The following is a 15,323-nucleotide window of genomic DNA, read 5'->3' on the forward strand; positions in this document are numbered from 1 at the left end:
CGGTGAGGCGTGAATCGCGTGGGGGCGAACACACTGTGTAGCGGCCCGCCCCCCGAACGGGAGGGCGGGCCTTGACCTGGCAGGCCCGGCCGCGGCGGCCCCACCTGCCCTGATTCCGGATGAGCGTCTCTTCGGTGCGGGTGAGGGAGGCGCGGAGCTGCGACGAGGTGGATATCCGCCTGACGACGTCGCCTCCGCCTCCCGGTCACCCGCCGGACATCACTCCCCCGCCGCGGTTGCCGAGGGCCCGGAGCGCAGCGCGAGGGCGCACCATATGGCCGCCACTGTCAGTGCGGCCGCGGCCATCGCACCGAGCACCGGCGCCTCCGGCCGCCAGCCCAGCGAGAGCCGCGTCCCCAGGGCGGTCACCAGGGCCGCGGTCCGCCCCGGTGCGTAGACCGGCACCCTTGCGGCCACGGCCCGCAGTGTGGCCGCCACCGCCAGGCCGGTCGCGGTCCAGGCGACGAGATACGGCCAGGCCGCACCCGGCGCGGCGGACGGCAGCCCGTACTCCGCCGGGCCGATACGGAACAGGGCACTGGCCCAGCCCACGCCCACCGCGCAGGCGGTGATGCCCGCCACCCACGCTGCGTGGCGCCACAGCGGACCGGGCCGCACCGTCTCTTGGGATTCGTCAGGGCTGGAGGAGTCGAGAAGTTCGTTCACTTCCCCAAGGACGCGGCGCGACGGCCACACGTTGCCCGGACGTTCCGGGGGGCTGGCCGCAGGACGGATCCGCCAGGTGGCCTGATGTTGTGGCGCCGCTCGGCCTCCTAGCGTCGTCTTCGAACGTCCGCCTGATCCAAAGGAGCAACATGCGCGTCGTATCCGCCGTCACGATCAGTCTGGGTCTGGCCGGCTTACTCGCCGGGACCGTGCCCGCGGCGGCTGCCCCCTCCCCCTCCCGCTCTCCCTTCCACCCGCACCAACGCCTTGCGTGGGGGCCTTGCTCGGCGGCTCAGAAGGAGCTGAACGAGGCGGGCGCGCAGTGCGCGAAGGTGACCGTACCCCTCGACTATTCCCGCCCCCAGGGCCGTACGGTCCAGATCGCGGTCTCCCGTATCAAGGCGAAATCCAAGAACCACCGGCTCGGCATACTGCTGTCCAACCCCGGCGGCCCCGGCGGGGCCGGCCTCGCCAACACCCTCGCCCTGCGCCCGGCGTTGAAGGACGTCGCGGACCGCTACGACCTGATCGGCTTCGACCCGCGGTTCCTCGGCGAGAGCACTCCCCTCACCTGTGCCCCAGCCCGGCCTCCCGCCCCGTCCGGGCCGTCGACGTCCGCCCGTGAGGACTTCGAGGCCTCGGTACGGTCCGCGCGCGACACAGCACGACGCTGCCAGGAGCCCGGCGACAACGCCAAGTTGCTCCCGCATGCCTCCACCCGCAACGTCGCCCGGGACATGGACGTGATCCGGGCAGCGCTCGGCGAACGCAAGCTGTCCTACTACGGCGTCTCCTACGGCGCGGACCTGGGCGCCGTCTACACCCAGATGTTCCCGCGCCGCACCGCCCGCATGGTCATCGACTCCTCCACGGATCCGGCGGCCACGCAGTACGAACTGTTCCAGCGCTCGGGCAAGCCCGCCGAGGAGGCACTGGACGAGTGGGCCCGGTGGGCCGCCCGGCACCACGGCGAGTACCGGCTCGGCCGTACCGCCACCGGGGTACGGGCCAGTGTGCAGCGGCTGCTCGACCAGGCCGAGCGGCGGCCGGTCAACGTCGCCGGACACCGGCTGGGCGCCCCTGTCCTGCGGATGCTGCTGAAGCAGCCCATCCAGCACGAGGAGAAAAACCCCGCGCTGGCCGCCATCGTCCGGGACCTGGCCGACGCCGCTGCCGACAAGCCGGGCGAGCCCGGCCCCGAACTCGCCTCCATGCTTCAGCTACTGGCCTCGCCCGACCTGGCGGACAGCATGGTGGGCGGCGCGATCTTCATGTGCGGTGACGGCGGCCGGCCCGCAGGCGGCTGGCCGAAGAACCCGGAAACGTACTGGAACAACAGCCGGCTCAGCCGTCCCACCCAGCCCGTCTTCGGCCCCTACGTCAACGGCATGATCGCCCCGTGCGCCTTCTGGAACAGCCGGCCCCGCGAGCCGGGCACCGCCATCAGCAACGACGTACCCGTCCTGATGCTGCAGGCCCGCCGTGACAACAACGTCCCCTACGACGGAGCCCTCGCCCTGCACGCCCGCCTCACCGCCTCACGCCTGGTGACGGCGGACATCCGCTCGCACGGCGTGTACGGGCGGGGCAACGACGGCCTCCGGCCCGTGCCCTGCGCCGACCGGGCCGTCAACACCTACCTGCGCGACGGAATCCTCCCCGCCACCGACCTCACCTGCCCTCCTTCCGAAGCCACCCGATGAGCGCGACCGGCCCCCCGCAGGCCGTCAGGGCACTGCGGGAGGCGTGGCCGGGTCTTCCTCAACGGGGGGCAGGCCCGCATGCACCCTGGCCGCCTGGCGGCGCAATGAAGTGACGGTGGCGGACACGGCGTCCGCCACGTCCTCCGCGGTCTGGTCACCGACAGGCTGTTCAGCCTGCGGATTCTCGTTGCCAAGCTCTTGGTCGCCGTTCACATCTGGGCACTTGCCCCGTCCGGCCACCAGTATTCGCGGCGGGAAAAATCTTTTGAGTACCCACCATGTCCACCAGTAGTCATTCGAATTTCCGTCGCGGGCCCCGCTTCTGGCGCTGCCCCAGGCGACAGCACGGCACGAAACCGGCAATTTAGACCAAAAGGTACGCGGGAATGATCAGGGACCAGCCGACGTGACGCCGGTCCACCAGATGCTGCCCCTACGGCGCTATACCGATCGGCGCGGGCTCGGCGCCGACCAGGTGTGGGATCCCGGCCACCCGCCCGTGGCGGCACCAGGGGCCCCAGCGGCTGCGCCGCTCCGTACCGGCCCCTGGTACACCGCCCCCGTTGCCGCTCTTGGAATGGCCGGTGCAGCGGCCCAGGGCTTTGCGCAGCTCCTGTTTGTTCATCGAGGAGCGGCCCTCGATGTTCCGCTTCTTCGCTTCCTCGTACAGCTGGTCCCTCGTCGGCCCTTGGGCCCCGCTGTGGGAGCGCTCGCCGCCGCGCTGCGGCGCGGACTTCATGTCCTGAGTGCTGGGCTTGCTGGACGTCTTCGCCTCCCCGGACCGTGCCCGTTCCTTGTTGACCGTGCGCGAGGCGATCTCCTTCGCGCGGCCTTCCGAGGTGCCGCGCTTCTGAGCGCCTTCCTTGATGTGCTCGTACTGACGCTCCCGCTTGGGGCTGGAACCTGCTGGCATGACATCTCTCCTCTCAAGTCGGGCGACCTCTACAGGCAGGCGAGGCTTTCTCGTCGTCACTGGTCGCCTGCCCGCGGCTGCGGCCCGCACACCGGCCGCCCGTCGCCTTCAGGCCGGCGGTGCCTGCAAGGGGTGAGCAGCGAGGGCTTCGGCGGTGGTGTGCAGGTTGGCGGCCATGGCACGGCCGGTCTTGTGGGCCCAGTCGTGGCCGCGCTCATCGTCGAGGTAGTCCGGGCCGGCACCTGGGCCCAGGTGCCAGTACGTCCAGGCCTGGCCCGGGATCGTGTAGCCGATGTCACCGAGCGCTCCGCCGATTTCACTGATGACGTGGTGGGCGCCGTCCTCGTTTCCGGTCACCACGACGCCGGCGACCCGGTTGTACGCCACCGGCCGGTCCTGGTCGTCCGTCTCCGAGAGCATGGCGTCCATTCGCTCCAGCACCCGCTGCGCGACCGACGAGGGCCGGCCGAGCCAGGTCGGGGAGGCGATGATGAGGATCTCGGAGTTCAACAGCTGCGCATGTACCTGTGGCCAGTCGTCACCAGTGCCCATGTCCGACTTCACACCAGGCAGCAGATTGAGGTCCACGGCCCGCACCGACTCCACGCTCACCCCCCGGGACACCAGTTCCGCGGTGACCACCTCGGCCAGCGCCTCGGTGTTCGACGGCTGCGGAGAGGGCTTGAGGGTGCAGTTGATGACTAGAGCTCGCATGCACGGTCAACTGCCCGGCGCCCCCGCTGATACACCGGCGGACGACACACAATCCACCCAGCGGCCGAGGCCTTCCGCAGCACGGTCACCGTTGCCGCCAGGAACGGTTCTAGAACGGGGGAGCATACGGATGGTCCTTCACGTCGTCGTAGATCCTGCGCAGCCACGGCTGTCGAACGGCGGGCAGCCGTGCCAGCGTGTGGAGGAAAACTCTCCAGTCGGGCCGGAACGGCCCTCGTGGATGCAGCGGCAGCGGATTGTCACGGAGGACACCGTCGGGCAGTCCGCCCGTCACGGGGACCGGCAACCGTTCGTGGTAGCCGGCCAGATACATCCACATGTCGGCGGCCAACGGCACGGTCATGCCGGTGCCGGACGGCTGCCATGCCTTCCCTGTCTGCGGATGCTGCGGAACCAGGCTGATGTCGGGGGCGGGGTCGAGGTCAGCCAGGACCGGTCCGGCCAAGGCCACCGTCTTCGGCAGCGGCCCGGACGGGAGCAGCGCGTCGAGCGCGCGGCCGAACGTGTCTGCGACGAGGCCGTCGGGGACGGCCACGGGCGTGCCCGCCGAGGCCGCCAGCAGGTGGGCCAGCGCCGCCCCGGCCGCCGCCGCACACCGCGCGCTCCAGTACTCGGACTCCTCGACCGGCGGCGTGCCCTGCAGCTCCCGCGCCAGCGCCTTCCAGGAGACCGTCTCGGGAGCGGGGCCGACGGCGGGGAGGCGGCGCACGGCGTGCGGGTCGAGCCACACCGCTTGCCAGAGGGAGCAGTCGTCGATGCGGGTCGCCAGCGCCCGCCCGCATTGCTCGCATGCCAAGTTCGGGCCGTCGCTGCCGTCCAGCCCACAGCAGTAGCCACCACATCGCTCCGGGATCAGGACGGTGCCGCGGATCTCGCCCGGCGCAACGACGATCGCTCGCCGCCCGAAGGACAGGGCGTAGACCGGCGCGAACACGCCGCGGGCTTCCGCCTCGTCCACTCCGACCTCGCTCCACAGCCGCCATGGCGGCCCGGAAGGCTCCGGGTCGACGGCGTACGTCCCCGGTTCCATAAGCACGGGGAGCAGTACCCCGTTTCCCCACTTTTGATGGGCATGGACGGGAAGCGCTACTTGCGACACCGGACCAGTCAGCACAGCACCGCACCCCGCACACCCGAACACCGCCATGCACCCTCCCCCGTGTCTGGAACACTCGGATTATCCCGGCTCGGTGATCACCGCCCAACATCTTTAATCCAGTCGTACAGTGCGAGCGTGACCGTGCCCTGGGACGGCGCATCCGGGTGAGACACCGCCGGTGGGTGGGAGTCCTGCGACGGTGGAGCGTCGTATCCGAGGAAGCTTCGACTGTGAGCGATGAGAATGCGACACACCCCTCTGGGCCCGGTCGTCGAAGTGTGCTCGTCGGTATGGGCGCGGCCGCAGTTCCGGTCATGGCTATTTCCTCCGCGCCTGCGGCTCATGCCGGCGGCGGGGCGGTTCATACGCCGCCCCGTGATGCCGGGCGGCATCGGGCACGTCCGAGGGTGGTGTTCGGCCACGTGCTGCATTTCTTCAAAGACCCGGGTGATCCGCCCGACCCCACGGCATGGGAACTGTTCGAGGACGGAGCGCTCGCCATCGGCGAGGACGGCAAGGTCACCTACGCCGGCCCGGCCGGCGACCTGCCCGAACATCCACGCGGCGCAGGTCGATGTGATCGCGTCCTACGGCAAGCAGCTGCTGGAGTGGCTGGAGACGTACGTCTTCCCGGCGGAGGCGAAGTTCGACCGGGCGGCGCACGCCCGGGCGCTGGCGGGATTCTTCCTCGACCGGCTGCTGGCCGCCGGCACTACGACGGCGACCGTGTTCCCCCACCATCCATCCCGCCTCGGTGGACGCGTTCTTCGAGCAGTCCAGGCAACGAGGGCTGCGCATGCTGTGCGGCAAGGTGCTGATGGACCGGGAGCCGTACGCACCGCCCTACCTTCGCGACCGCAGCGTCGCCGAAGCCGAGCAGCAGACCCGTGAGCTGATCGGCCGCTGGCACGGCGCGGCTTCTACCTGGCCACACTCGGCGGCGCTCAGGCACTCGACCTCGACGACGTCATCGGCAACTTCCGGCCCGGCAAAGAAGCCGACTTCACCGTCCTGGACTTCACTGCCACTGAAACCCTCGCCCGCCGCACAGAGGTCGCCAAGGACTTCACGGAACGGCTCTTCGCCCTGATGATTCTTGGCGACGAACGCTCCGTCGCCGCGACCTATGCCCAAGGGCTCCTCGTCCACGACCGCGACAACGGCCCCGCGTTGACGTGAGTTCCTGTGCGGACGGCGCGGGCGGAGGGTGCGGGCGGAGGTGCGGTGGTGAGTAGCACACACCGGAACGAAGTAAGCCGGGAACAGGTACTGGCCTACCGGGTGGCGGCCCACGGGTTCGACCGCTCCTCCCCCGCACCCGGCGTACTCGTCATGGGGGTGCAGGACACTCCGACCGGATCGGCCCGGCAGGCGCTGGCCGCGCGGGGCGCGTCCCCTGACGCCCTTGAACTCGTCTGGTCGTTCCGCGGCGCACCGCACCTTCACCGGCGTGCGGACCTGCCGGCGCTCGCCGCCGCACTCTGGCCGGTGGACGACGCCGACGCGACGGCGCGGATCAGCACCGCGGTGATCAAGGAGGGAGCGCGACTCGGTGTCGAGGCCTTTCGGGTGACCGCCGAAGCGTTCCGGGAGGTGGTGACCGCGCCGATGGCCAAGGGTGAGGTCAGTACCGCGGTCAGTGCGTCCGTACCGGAGTCGCTGACGTACTGGTGTGTGCCGTGCGATGCGCAGCACATCTCCGGGCTGCTCTTCCAGCAGGCCGGGATCTTCGGGGGAATCGGCATCCGTTCGGAAGGGGGCAAGACCGTCCTGGCTCCGCTGCGCGAGAGGTTTCCCGTGCCGGTCGCGGCGTCCGGGACCACCGAGCTGGTCCGCGCCTATCTGCGCTTCCTCGGCCCTGCTACGCCCGTCGAGGTGGCGAAGTACCTCGGCACCAAGCCGACCGTGGTCAAGAGTGTGTGGCCGGACGACCTGGCCGAGGTGCGGCTGGAAGGCAAGAAGGCCTGGCTGCCCGCCTCCGATCTGGACGCACTGCTGTCGGCGAAGAGCCAGGGACTCGTGCGGCTGCTTCCGCCGGGCGATCCGTTCCTGCAGGCACGCGACCGGGGACTGGTCGTGCCGGACAGGAGCAGAGAGAAGGAGATCTGGCGCGCGATCGGCGGTCCGGGCGCGCTGCTGGCCGGCTCGGAGATCGCCGGTACCTGGCGCGCCAAGGCCGCCGGTCGCAAGCTCGACGTGACGGTCACGCCCTTCGCACCACTGCCCTCCGCGGTGCGCAGGAAAATGGACGCCGAGGCCGCCGCCGTGGCCTCGGCGCGCGGCGCGTCCGAGGCCCGGCTGCACATCGCCCAGTAACACTTCGTCAGTTCTGACGAGCCTGGGTTCGCGCATTCCGGAGCCAGAATGTGTCGTCATCGGCCTTTCGGTGGGCCGGGGCGTCGGGGCATTCCCTGAGCAGGTACAACTGCCAGTGCAGGGGACAGGACTCGGCATCGGTGGCTGCGTGCACGCTGCGGCGATCGATCACACTCAGGGGTGGGGACTTCATGGCGCAGGACTTGGGACGGGGTATCGTTCCGGCGGCGGCACTGGCGGTACTGGCGGTACTGATGCTGGCCGGCTGCTCGTCGGCCCCGGACGGCGGAACGGGCGTACGGGACAAGCCGGCCAAGGGTCCGAACGAGAGCGCGCAAGCCCGGGCGAAGGTCAAGACCGCCGCCAAGGGTGCGACCGTCGGCGGCGCCGGTACGCCGTGCGCCCTGCCCGTCTCGTTCAGCACCGCGGCCGACTGGACAGCGGAGAAGGTGACCGTCGGCGACGACCCCGTGTTCGGCTCGCTCGCCAAGCAGGGCACCGTCGAGCTCGTCTGCGAAATCGACGCCAAGCCCGCCGGGAACATCGGCTACCTGCGTGTCTGGACCGGCGAGGACACGGGCACGCCGCGCGAGGTGCTCGAAGGTTTCATGGCGGACGAGAAGAAGGCGGGGACGGTCCGCTACCGCGAAACCAAGGCCGGTGAACTCCCCGCCACAGAGGTCACGTACACCATCACCAGCGAGCTCCTGGACGGGCCGAAGAAGGAGCGGGCACTCGCCGTAAACACCTCGCGCGGCGCGGTGGTGCTGCACCTGGGCGGGATGGATACGCAGGAGCACGAGCAGATGCTCCCGGCTTACGAGCTGGCGAAGAAGACCATGGCAGCCAGAGGCTGACGACCATCCAGGCTCGGCGGGCCGTCCTGATCACATCGGCGCCGGTGTCCTGATCGCGTAGGCTCGGCGGATGGCGAAGTATTTCGACGTGCACCCCGAGAATCCTCAGCGGCGCACCATCAGCAATGTGGCTGACAGCATCCGCTCCGGCGCACTCGTTGCGTACCCGACGGACTCCTGTTACGCACTGGGATGCCAGCTCGGCAATCGTGACGGCCTCAGCCGCATCCGTTCGATCCGGAACCTCGACGATCGCCACCACTTCACCCTCGTGTGCCAGGACTTCGCACAGCTGGGTCAGTTCGTGCACGTCGACAATGACGTGTTCCGCGCGATCAAGGCAGCGACGCCCGGCAGCTACACCTTCATCCTCCCCGCGACGAAGGAGGTGCCCCGCCAGTTGCTCCACCCGAAGAAGAAGACCGTCGGAGTACGGATTCCCGATCACGTCGTCGCTCAGGCCTTGCTCGCCGACCTCGGTGAGCCGCTGCTCTCCAGCACTCTTCTCCTGCCCGACGAGGACGAGCCGCTGACGCAGGGCTGGGAAATCAAGGAACGGCTCGACCACGCGGTCGACGCCGTGGTCGACTCGGGTGACTGCGGCACCGAGCCGACCACAGTCATCGACTTCTCCAGCGGCGAAGCCGAGGTCGTGCGCCGGGGGGCAGGCGACACTGCGCGGTTCGAGTAGTCAGAATGTACGAAGCCCCCCGCAGCGCGTGTGCTCCGGGGGGCCTGGCGTGCCCGGCGTCAAATCAGGCGACCGTGATGTTCTCCGCCTGCGGGCCCTTCTGGCCCTGCGTGACGTCGAAGGTGACGGTCTGGCCTTCCTGGAGCTCACGGAAGCCGGAGGAGTTGATGTTGGAGTAGTGCGCGAAGACGTCCGGGCCGCCGCCGTCCTGGGAGATGAAGCCGAAGCCCTTTTCGGAGTTGAACCACTTGACGGTTCCGCTGGCCATGCTGGTGCCTTTCAGTCGATATCGGATCCGCACCGCGCGGACCCGGAGGTGATCGCCCTGGTCCTTTGGCACTGCACAGCAAAGCGCCCACGCCATAGCGCGGGCAGGGACTGCGAACCACGACATCTACCCGCGACGCTACACGGCGAAGCCGTCCGCCACCAGAGAGCAACGCCAATGAGAGAGATGGCAACGCCGAGGCGCGGGCAGGAGCGCAGCCGTTGCGCTCGAACGAGTGACGCCTCAGGCCCGGGGGCGCGGCTCGTCCATTCGAGTCGGCGCAAAGCTACGTGTCGATGCCGGTGACCGCTGTCGGGCCCAGCGGTGCCTCGTCCTCGGTGAGGCCCGCCTCCCGCAGGGCCGTGGCGGCCGCCTGCTTCGCGTGCAGCTCCGCGCTGTGACTGTCGTCAGCGTCCACCTCCAGGCGGATGCTGAACGTGCCGTTGTCATTGACGGTGAGAATGTCCAGGTCTTCGGACTGGCCCAGTTGTGTGTGCTGCGGGTCGGCCGGGCGCAGATGCTTCACCACAGCGGCTCGTGCGGTCTCGGGCACTTCGCGCAGGAACGTGCCCGGAATGGAGATGACGTAGGTGGTCATGCGGACTCCTCAGCCTGGACGTGTACGGCGTCGCCCACGGGTACTTCCTGACCCACACCTCGCGGCGACCTGCGGGATGGATCTGTCAACCTTCGTTACGAGTACCCCAAGCCGGGCTGGAATCCTCCGGATTCGGCCAGCGGCTGCTTCAGCCGCGTCGGCGAGGTCGCTCGCAGCCGTACCGGCAGCTCGGGCGTCTCCCGCTCCGCCATGCCGGCGCGCCCCGTGATGGGATGTGCCGCATGAGTGAGCCATCCCTGCGTGACCGCATCGAGCAGTACTACGCCGCCGTGCCGCTGGTGTTCGCGGACGCGGAGGAGTTCGGCTCCATGCGCCTGTTCGTACGAAAGGAGGCGGGCACCCCGTACTACGGCGGTCCCTACCATGCCCGCCCCGCCTCGGCAGGCCCCGTGACCGTCACCGCCGCCGACATCGCCAGGGTTCGCGCCCGGCAGCGCGAGCTCGGCGTGCCGCAGGCCTTCGAGTGGCTCGCCGAGGTGACACCGTCGCTGCGCGCCCGTATCGAGGCAGCCGGCCTCCCGGTGGCGGAACGCCCACTCATGGCCCTTGACGCCCACCGTCCGTTGCCCCGGCCGTCCCTGCCCGAGGGCGTCACGCTGCGGGCCATGGACGCCGACGACCCCGCCCTGCCCGCCGTACTCGCCATCCCTCACCTGACCTTCGCCGCAGAGGGCGCGGCAGTGGGCACGGCGGGCGGCACGGAGCTGGCGGCGGTGGCCGAGAAGCTCGGTGCGGACGGCACGGTGGCGACGACCCGCTCCTCCCTGTTCGCCGGACACAAGACGCTCGTCGCTGCCTTCGCCCAAGACGGCACTCCGCTCGCCTCGGGCCACTACCACCCGGCGAACGGCACCACTGAGATAGGCGGCATCGGCACCCTTCCCACCGCCCGTCGCCAGGGCCTCGGCGCTGCCGTCATGGTGGCGTTGGCCGCCCACGCCCGCGAGAACGGGGTGCACACGGTCTTCCTCGCCTACGCGGAGGAGGCCGTCGCCCGTATCTACGCCCGCCTGGGCTTCCGTCCGGCCGGCACCACCCTGCTGATCGCCAACCAGCCGGCCCGTGGTCAGCGGGTGCGGTCGGAGGCTTGATCACTGCTCGACCGTGGGCATTTCGGCCTCCACGGCCGGGCCGGGCGACCGGTCGGGCACGGGGTGGGTGACCCGGAGCTTGGACTGGCCGTGCGGCAGTCGCTCCCAGTCGTCCATGAAGCGGGCGACGAGGCCGTGCTTCGCGGCCAGCCGGATCAGGGTCTCCGTGCGGTAGTAGAAGTCTTCGCCGAGCACCTGGTGTTCGGCTCCCTCCGTACGGTCGAAGGTGAAGTCGAAGAACCCGCCGGGCGCCAGCACCCGTCCGACGTGCGCGAGACATTCGTCGATGACCTCCACCGGGGAGTGCGAGAAGACGCTGTGGGCGTGCACCACCGTGAACCAGGCGTCGGGCAGGAAGTCCAGCTTCAGGTCCTCGACGGGGGTGAGGTACGGGAGTCTGTCCTGCAGTCCGTACCCGACCAGGGTCTTCTTGGCCTCGATGAGGATGTCGGGCGAGATGTCGATCCCGTAGTAGTGGCCGGGCTCCAGGTGCTGGATGAACCGCCATCCGGCGCGCAGATTGCCGCAGCCGATCTCCAGCATCCGGTCCTGCGGCGTCAGCCCGTGCCCCACCAGATAGTCGTACTGCATCTGCCCGATGGCCAGCCAGCGGTCGCGCGAGGGTCCGCCGCCGACCGCCGCTTCCGGGCTCCGCGCCGTGTCGGACGCCATCACCGCCCGGTAGTACGCGACATGGTTCCCGCGGTGCCGCAGGCGCAGCCAGCTGTCCCGCCCCGCCCGGCGCAGGTAGGGCAGTACGCGCCCCGGATGCCGCAGCGCGTATCGCACCTTGTGGCCGAGTCGTGAACGGTTCGCCGACAGGCGCGAAGCGGGTGACTGGTGCATGACGGCCTCCGTGCCATCGGTGGGCTTGCCCCTTTTGTCGGATGCTAACCACGGGAGCCCGGATACACCGCGCGGATACGCCGCCTCACTCCTTCGGGAGAACCGTTCCGCTGAGTGCCTCCGCCCGCGTGGTGGGCCGCCGCGACCGCCTCCAGCGTGGAGGGGACAGGCAGGCGGGGGAGCCGTCATCCCCAGCTGTATCCCCGAGCGAGGCAGGGCAGGCCGGCATGCAGGAAACCCGCTTCGTCGCCGGCATGCCGGACCGTGTGCCGCGCGAGGCGCGCGAGCGCCGCTCCCCTGCCGCGGCGGCCGCGCGTCCGCTGCCCCTCCTGGCGGCAGTAGCCACCGCGTTCGCACTCGCCCACCTCGCCGTGGTCGCGCCCGGTCTCGGACTCGGCTGGGACGAGACCGTGTACGTCAGTCAGGTGAGCCCGCAGGCGCCGGCGGCCTTCTTCAGCGCACCCCGGGCGCGGGGCATCACGTACCTCGTCGCTCCAATCACGTCGCTGACCACCTCGGTTCCGGCGCTGCGCGTGTACATGGCTGTGCTGGCCGGCTGTGGCCTGTTCCTCGCGCTGTGGGTGTGGCGCCGGCTGCTGCCCGCTCCCGTGCTCGCGGTCGCCGGGGCCCTGTTCGCGAGCCTGTGGGTCACGATGTTCTACGCCTCGCAGGCGATGCCCAACCTCTGGGTCGCGTACGGCGCCCTCGCCGCGGTGGGGTGCTTTCTGCGGGCCGCCCGGGACCCCGGCGACCACCGGGCGCTGATCGGCATGGGCGCCGGGGTGGCGTTCGCCGCGCTGATGCGTCCGTCCGACGCGGTGTGGCTGGCCCTGCCGCTCATCGCGGCGGCCCTGTTTGTCCCGCGTACGCGTCGCAGGGGCCTGCTGGTCGTCGTGACGGCCGCGGGCGTTGCCCTCGGCTGCGCCGAGTGGGTGGTGGAGGCGTACCTCCACTACGGCGGTCTCGCCGCCCGGCTTCGGCGGGCCAGCGAGATCCAGGGCCACTTGGGCTGGTACTTCGCCGTCGACGACCACGTGCGGGCCCTGGGCGGCCGTGCGCTGTGCCGGCCCTGCGACGTGCCCTGGCGGTACCCGGCGTCCGCTCTCTGGTTCTTCGCGCTGCCGCTGCTGGTGGCGGGCGGCGTGCGGGCCGCCGTCCGGGCCCGGTACCGCGCGCCGATCGTGCCGGCCACGGTGGTGGGGGTGGCGCTGGCGGCGCCGTATCTGTTCACCGTCGGGTACGCGGCGCCGCGTTTCCTGCTGCCGGCGTACGCCCTGCTGGCCCTGCCCGTGGCGCAGTGCCTGGTACGGGCGTGCGCGCCCCGGGCGCGGTGGCGGCGTACCACGACGGGGCTCGTCGCCGTGGCCGTTGTGGTCCACCTGGCGATCCAGTACGTCCTGGTCGACGGGGTGGCGAACCGGGTGCGGCGTGACACCGCGGACCTCACCCGGATCGCCGCCGAACTGCGGGCCCTGGGCGTACGTCCGCCGTGTGTGATCAGCGGTGACGAGGCGGTCCGGGTCGCGTTCCGGACCGGTTGCGCCTCCCGCCAGCCCAGCGGCCACGACGGAAGCATCACGCCACAGGCCCTCGCCGCCACGGCGCGCCACCGGCCCGTCGCGGTCCTGGTCTCGTACGGGGGTCGCCCCCCTGCGTACGCCCGCCAGTGGCGCATGCACCCGCTTCCCGATCTGGGCCGCCGGACAGGTTTCCGCGCCTACGTGGCGGGGGCCGGTCCGTTGGCGCTGCCGACCGGGAGCCTCGCGACACCCGGGTAAGTGTGCCCCCGGGGGCGGCTGCCGGCGTGCGGGACACATCCATTGCCCGGTTCCGGGCGTTGTACGAGCGACCGGCATTCTCACTTGGCCGCCCCAAGGGGCGTTTGGAGTACCCGAATTGAAAACTGACATCGAGGCCGTCCTGCGTGTGACCGGAGTCGCCGTCACCGCAGGAGCCGTCCTGACGGCCGGGCCGCTCTCCGCCCCGGCGCAGGCCGACACGCTCAAGGCGCCCACGATCGTCGCCAAGGGCGGCTTCATGATGAACAACGGCACGGGGAAGACCCTCTTCGCCAAGGCCGCGGACAGGCGTCTTCCCACGGGCTCCACCACCAAGATCATGACGGCGCGGGTGGTGCTGACGGAGAAGAACCTCAACCTGGATGCCAAGGTCACGATTCAGAAGGCGTACAGCGACTACATCGTCTCGAAGACCGCGTCGTCGGCCCGTCTGATCGTCGGCGACAAGGTCACCGTCCGCCAGCTGCTGTACGGGCTCATGCTCCCCTCCGGCTGCGACGCGGCGTACGCACTGGCCGACAAGTTCGGCAGCGGTTCCACGCGAGCCAAGCGCGTGAAGTCGTTCATCGGGAAGATGAACGCGACCGCCAGGAGCCTCGGTTTGACGAACACACACTTCGATTCGTTCGACGGCATCGGAATCACCTCGAACTATTCGACACCGCGCGACCTGACGAAGCTCGCCAGTAACGCGATGAAGTACCCCACCTTCCGTACGGTCGTGAAGACGAAGTCGACCAAGCAGAAGGTCACGACGAGGAACAACGGCTACCGCTACATGTCCTGGACCAACACCAACACCCTGCTCGGCAGTTACTCCGGTGCCATCGGAGTGAAGACCGGCTCGGGCCCGGAAGCCAAGTACTGCTTGGTCTATGCCGCGACCCGGGGCGGCAGGACAGTCATCGGTACGGTCCTCGCCTCCTCCTCGCAGGCCCAGCGCGCGACGGACGCGAAGAAACTGATGGACTACGGTTTCAAGAAGTAACCGGGCGTTCAGCGAAGACCGCGGTCAGTGACCGTGGGTGAGCGCGGGTGGCGGCAGGTTCGGGAGAGGCTGCGTACCCTTGGAGCAGGACGTCCTGCACCGCCCGGGGAGGTTCGTCATGGCCCGCGGTCACCGCTTTCACCTCGATCAGGACGGGCACTCGATCAGCGTCCAGGTCGGGCGGCCTTCCGACGGCATCGAGGTCCTGGTGGACGGCAAGGTCGTCGCCTACCGGCGGGGCCGTCCCAAAGGCGTGACGGTCCTGACCGCTGAGCTGCCCGAGGAGCCGCCCCGGCCGTTCCGCATCGTCGTCGAAGACATGGGTGGCGAGCTTTTCTGCGCGATGGAGGCTTCCGGTTCCCGCTTCCTCATGCCGCAGGTGCCCTTGTGGCATCCGGCGCAGGAGCCGCCGCCGCGCGCCGGGCGGGCACGCCCCCTGAGGCGCCTGCGGAGGTTGCTGCGGCGACTGTGAACGCCGGCCGGCGCTATTCTCCGGTGGCCCCGTCGATCCGCTCGCGGAGCAGGTCGGCGTGGCCGTTGTGCCGGGCGTACTCCTCGATCATGTGGGTGAGGATGTAGCGGAGGGTGTACACCTCGTCGCGCCGGCGCACGGTGGCGTCGAGGGACTCGGCGGCTTCCACGATCGCGCGGGATCGCGTGATGCCAGTGGGCGGTTACGGCCGTTCAGCCGCAGCGGGCGGCGCTGCCGGCTGCGGCTGACGCCTCTCGTGC

The 15,323-nt window shown here is 70.1% G+C and carries 15 protein-coding genes and 2 pseudogenes; 9 read left to right on the plus strand and 8 right to left on the minus strand.

What is annotated here, in order from left to right:
• Positions 1 to 219: 219 nt before the first annotated feature.
• Positions 220 to 666 (minus strand): hypothetical protein, encoded by a 447-nt coding sequence (locus tag J7E91_RS13285; protein ID WP_214902693.1) that lies wholly within the window; start codon positions 664 to 666, stop codon positions 220 to 222.
• A 149-nt stretch (positions 667 to 815) separates the two neighbouring features.
• Here J7E91_RS13285 and J7E91_RS13290 point away from each other — a divergent pair, with 149 nt between their 5' ends.
• A complete protein-coding gene (locus J7E91_RS13290) occupies positions 816 to 2,369 on the plus strand; it encodes an alpha/beta hydrolase (RefSeq protein ID WP_214902696.1) in 1,554 nt (517 codons plus the stop codon).
• A gap of 589 nt (positions 2,370 to 2,958) precedes the next feature.
• On the opposite strand, the pseudogene J7E91_RS13295 reads toward J7E91_RS13290, so the two are convergent.
• The 3 genes and pseudogenes from J7E91_RS13295 to J7E91_RS13305 all read right to left on the minus strand — a co-directional run.
• Positions 2,959 to 3,282, minus strand: a pseudogene (locus tag J7E91_RS13295) (plasmid stabilization protein); the annotation flags it as partial.
• 108 nt (positions 3,283 to 3,390) lie between these two features.
• Positions 3,391 to 3,996: a flavodoxin family protein gene (locus J7E91_RS13300; RefSeq protein WP_214902699.1), complete on the minus strand. Its 606-nt coding sequence runs from the start codon at positions 3,994 to 3,996 to the stop codon at positions 3,391 to 3,393.
• Between the two features lie 109 nt (positions 3,997 to 4,105).
• Positions 4,106 to 5,047, minus strand: a complete 942-nt coding sequence (locus J7E91_RS13305; RefSeq protein ID WP_374224700.1) for a hypothetical protein — start codon at positions 5,045 to 5,047, stop codon at positions 4,106 to 4,108.
• A gap of 1,038 nt (positions 5,048 to 6,085) precedes the next feature.
• On the opposite strand from J7E91_RS13305, the gene J7E91_RS37310 reads away from it, so the two are divergent.
• The 4 genes from J7E91_RS37310 (at position 6,086) to J7E91_RS13325 (ending at position 8,980) form a co-directional block, all read left to right on the plus strand.
• Positions 6,086 to 6,295, plus strand: coding sequence for a hypothetical protein (locus J7E91_RS37310; protein ID WP_374224701.1), 210 nt, complete (start codon positions 6,086 to 6,088; stop codon positions 6,293 to 6,295).
• 48 nt (positions 6,296 to 6,343) lie between these two features.
• Positions 6,344 to 7,432, plus strand: a complete 1,089-nt coding sequence (locus tag J7E91_RS13315; RefSeq protein ID WP_214902705.1) for a DNA glycosylase AlkZ-like family protein — start codon at positions 6,344 to 6,346, stop codon at positions 7,430 to 7,432.
• 191 nt (positions 7,433 to 7,623) lie between these two features.
• A complete protein-coding gene (locus J7E91_RS13320; RefSeq protein WP_214902708.1) occupies positions 7,624 to 8,289 on the plus strand; it encodes a lipoprotein in 666 nt (221 codons plus the stop codon).
• Between the two features lie 70 nt (positions 8,290 to 8,359).
• Positions 8,360 to 8,980 carry an L-threonylcarbamoyladenylate synthase gene (locus tag J7E91_RS13325; protein ID WP_028812748.1) on the plus strand — a complete coding sequence of 207 codons (621 nt, stop codon included), beginning with the start codon at positions 8,360 to 8,362 and terminating at the stop codon, positions 8,978 to 8,980.
• A 64-nt stretch (positions 8,981 to 9,044) separates the two neighbouring features.
• Here J7E91_RS13325 and J7E91_RS13330 read toward each other — a convergent pair whose 3' ends face one another.
• Complete coding sequence (locus tag J7E91_RS13330; protein WP_028812747.1) at positions 9,045 to 9,248, minus strand: cold-shock protein; 204 nt, start codon at positions 9,246 to 9,248, stop codon at positions 9,045 to 9,047.
• Positions 9,249 to 9,534: 286 nt separating this feature from the next.
• Positions 9,535 to 9,846: a hypothetical protein gene (locus J7E91_RS13335; RefSeq protein WP_214902711.1), complete on the minus strand. Its 312-nt coding sequence runs from the start codon at positions 9,844 to 9,846 to the stop codon at positions 9,535 to 9,537.
• A gap of 242 nt (positions 9,847 to 10,088) precedes the next feature.
• On the opposite strand from J7E91_RS13335, the gene J7E91_RS13340 reads away from it, so the two are divergent.
• Complete coding sequence (locus J7E91_RS13340; RefSeq protein ID WP_214902713.1) at positions 10,089 to 10,958, plus strand: GNAT family N-acetyltransferase; 870 nt, start codon at positions 10,089 to 10,091, stop codon at positions 10,956 to 10,958.
• On the opposite strand, the gene J7E91_RS13345 is transcribed toward J7E91_RS13340, so the two are convergent.
• Positions 10,959 to 11,804, minus strand: a complete 846-nt coding sequence (locus J7E91_RS13345; protein ID WP_214902716.1) for a class I SAM-dependent methyltransferase — start codon at positions 11,802 to 11,804, stop codon at positions 10,959 to 10,961. It abuts the gene before it with no gap.
• A gap of 227 nt (positions 11,805 to 12,031) precedes the next feature.
• On the opposite strand from J7E91_RS13345, the gene J7E91_RS13350 reads away from it, so the two are divergent.
• The 3 genes from J7E91_RS13350 to J7E91_RS13360 all read left to right on the plus strand — a co-directional run bounded on the left by J7E91_RS13350 (position 12,032) and on the right by J7E91_RS13360 (position 15,063).
• Entirely contained in the window at positions 12,032 to 13,582 is a 1,551-nt protein-coding gene (locus J7E91_RS13350; protein WP_214902719.1) for a hypothetical protein, read from the plus strand.
• Between the two features lie 118 nt (positions 13,583 to 13,700).
• Positions 13,701 to 14,591 carry a D-alanyl-D-alanine carboxypeptidase family protein gene (locus J7E91_RS13355; RefSeq protein WP_214902722.1) on the plus strand — a complete coding sequence of 297 codons (891 nt, stop codon included), beginning with the start codon at positions 13,701 to 13,703 and terminating at the stop codon, positions 14,589 to 14,591.
• Between the two features lie 118 nt (positions 14,592 to 14,709).
• Positions 14,710 to 15,063, plus strand: a complete 354-nt coding sequence (locus J7E91_RS13360; protein ID WP_214902725.1) for a hypothetical protein — start codon at positions 14,710 to 14,712, stop codon at positions 15,061 to 15,063.
• A gap of 13 nt (positions 15,064 to 15,076) precedes the next feature.
• Here J7E91_RS13360 and J7E91_RS13365 read toward each other — a convergent pair.
• Positions 15,077 to 15,247: pseudogene (locus J7E91_RS13365) on the minus strand (DUF664 domain-containing protein); the annotation flags it as partial.
• Positions 15,248 to 15,323: the final 76 nt, after the last annotated feature.

The organism is Streptomyces sp. ISL-99 (genome assembly GCF_018614005.1).
Classification (GTDB): domain Bacteria; phylum Actinomycetota; class Actinomycetes; order Streptomycetales; family Streptomycetaceae; genus Streptomyces; species Streptomyces flavidovirens.

What these genes read in the sequence shown, in the direction of transcription:
- J7E91_RS13335 (WP_214902711.1), bottom strand. Translation starts at nt 9,846, where the DNA reads ATGACCACCTACGTCATCTCCATTCCGGGCACGTTCCTGCGCGAAGTG.
- J7E91_RS13360 (WP_214902725.1), top strand. Translation starts at nt 14,710, where the DNA reads ATGGCCCGCGGTCACCGCTTTCACCTCGATCAGGACGGGCACTCGATC.
- J7E91_RS13325 (WP_028812748.1), top strand. Translation starts at nt 8,360, where the DNA reads ATGGCGAAGTATTTCGACGTGCACCCCGAGAATCCTCAGCGGCGCACC.
- J7E91_RS13320 (WP_214902708.1), top strand. Translation starts at nt 7,624, where the DNA reads ATGGCGCAGGACTTGGGACGGGGTATCGTTCCGGCGGCGGCACTGGCG.
- J7E91_RS13300 (WP_214902699.1), bottom strand. Translation starts at nt 3,996, where the DNA reads ATGCGAGCTCTAGTCATCAACTGCACCCTCAAGCCCTCTCCGCAGCCG.
- J7E91_RS13305 (WP_374224700.1), bottom strand. Translation starts at nt 5,047, where the DNA reads ATGGAACCGGGGACGTACGCCGTCGACCCGGAGCCTTCCGGGCCGCCA.
- J7E91_RS13350 (WP_214902719.1), top strand. Translation starts at nt 12,032, where the DNA reads ATGCAGGAAACCCGCTTCGTCGCCGGCATGCCGGACCGTGTGCCGCGC.
- J7E91_RS13330 (WP_028812747.1), bottom strand. Translation starts at nt 9,248, where the DNA reads ATGGCCAGCGGAACCGTCAAGTGGTTCAACTCCGAAAAGGGCTTCGGC.
- J7E91_RS13340 (WP_214902713.1), top strand. Translation starts at nt 10,089, where the DNA reads ATGAGTGAGCCATCCCTGCGTGACCGCATCGAGCAGTACTACGCCGCC.
- J7E91_RS13345 (WP_214902716.1), bottom strand. Translation starts at nt 11,804, where the DNA reads ATGCACCAGTCACCCGCTTCGCGCCTGTCGGCGAACCGTTCACGACTC.
- J7E91_RS13290 (WP_214902696.1), top strand. Translation starts at nt 816, where the DNA reads ATGCGCGTCGTATCCGCCGTCACGATCAGTCTGGGTCTGGCCGGCTTA.